General features: G+C 49.0%; 2 tRNA genes and 2 rRNA genes. All 4 read left to right on the plus strand.

What is annotated here, in order from left to right:
* Positions 1-101 (plus strand): 16S ribosomal RNA (locus ACJ8PI_RS24405); the annotation flags it as partial.
* Positions 102-175: 74 nt separating this feature from the next.
* Positions 176-252: transfer RNA gene (locus tag ACJ8PI_RS24410), tRNA-Ile, on the plus strand.
* 38 nt (positions 253-290) lie between these two features.
* Positions 291-366 (plus strand) — tRNA-Ala (locus tag ACJ8PI_RS24415).
* Positions 367-573: 207 nt separating this feature from the next.
* Positions 574-794: ribosomal RNA gene (locus tag ACJ8PI_RS24420) — 23S ribosomal RNA — on the plus strand; the annotation flags it as partial.

The following is a 794-nucleotide window of genomic DNA, read 5'->3' on the forward strand; positions in this document are numbered from 1 at the left end:
GCTTAACCTTCGGGAGGGCGCTTACCACTTTGTGATTCATGACTGGGGTGAAGTCGTAACAAGGTAACCGTAGGGGAACCTGCGGTTGGATCACCTCCTTACCTAAAGATATTGCTTCGAGTGGCGTGCTCACACAGATTGTCTGATAGAAAGTAACGAGCAGAAATACCTTTATAGGCTTGTAGCTCAGGTGGTTAGAGCGCACCCCTGATAAGGGTGAGGTCGGTGGTTCAAGTCCACTCAGGCCTACCACTTCTCGGAAGTGGAAAAGGTACTGCGCGTGACTGTATGGGGCTATAGCTCAGCTGGGAGAGCGCCTGCCTTGCACGCAGGAGGTCAGCGGTTCGATCCCGCTTAGCTCCACCATATAGTCCGGTATTTCACTACTTCAGAGTATATTGGCAACAGTATGCTGCGAAGTATTTTGCTCTTTAACAATCTGGAACAAGCTGAAAATTGAAACATGACGGCTGAAATTCATTCCTCCGTAGAAGTACCGGAATGAAGAGTAACCTGTCATAGAGTCTCTCAAATGTTTGCAACTTGAACGGTGGAAACATCTTCGGGTTGTGAGGTTAAGTGACTAAGCGTACACGGTGGATGCCTAGGCAGTCAGAGGCGATGAAGGGCGTGCTAATCTGCGAAAAGCGTCGGTAAGGTGATATGAACCGTTATAACCGGCGATACCCGAATGGGGAAACCCAGTGTGTTTCGACACACTATCATGTCATGAATACATAGTGGCATGAGGCGAACCGGGGGAACTGAAACATCTAAGTACCCCGAGGAAAAGA

Source organism: Serratia sp. CY82433, assembly GCF_052166535.1.
Classification (GTDB): Bacteria; Pseudomonadota; Gammaproteobacteria; order Enterobacterales; family Enterobacteriaceae; genus Serratia; species Serratia sarumanii.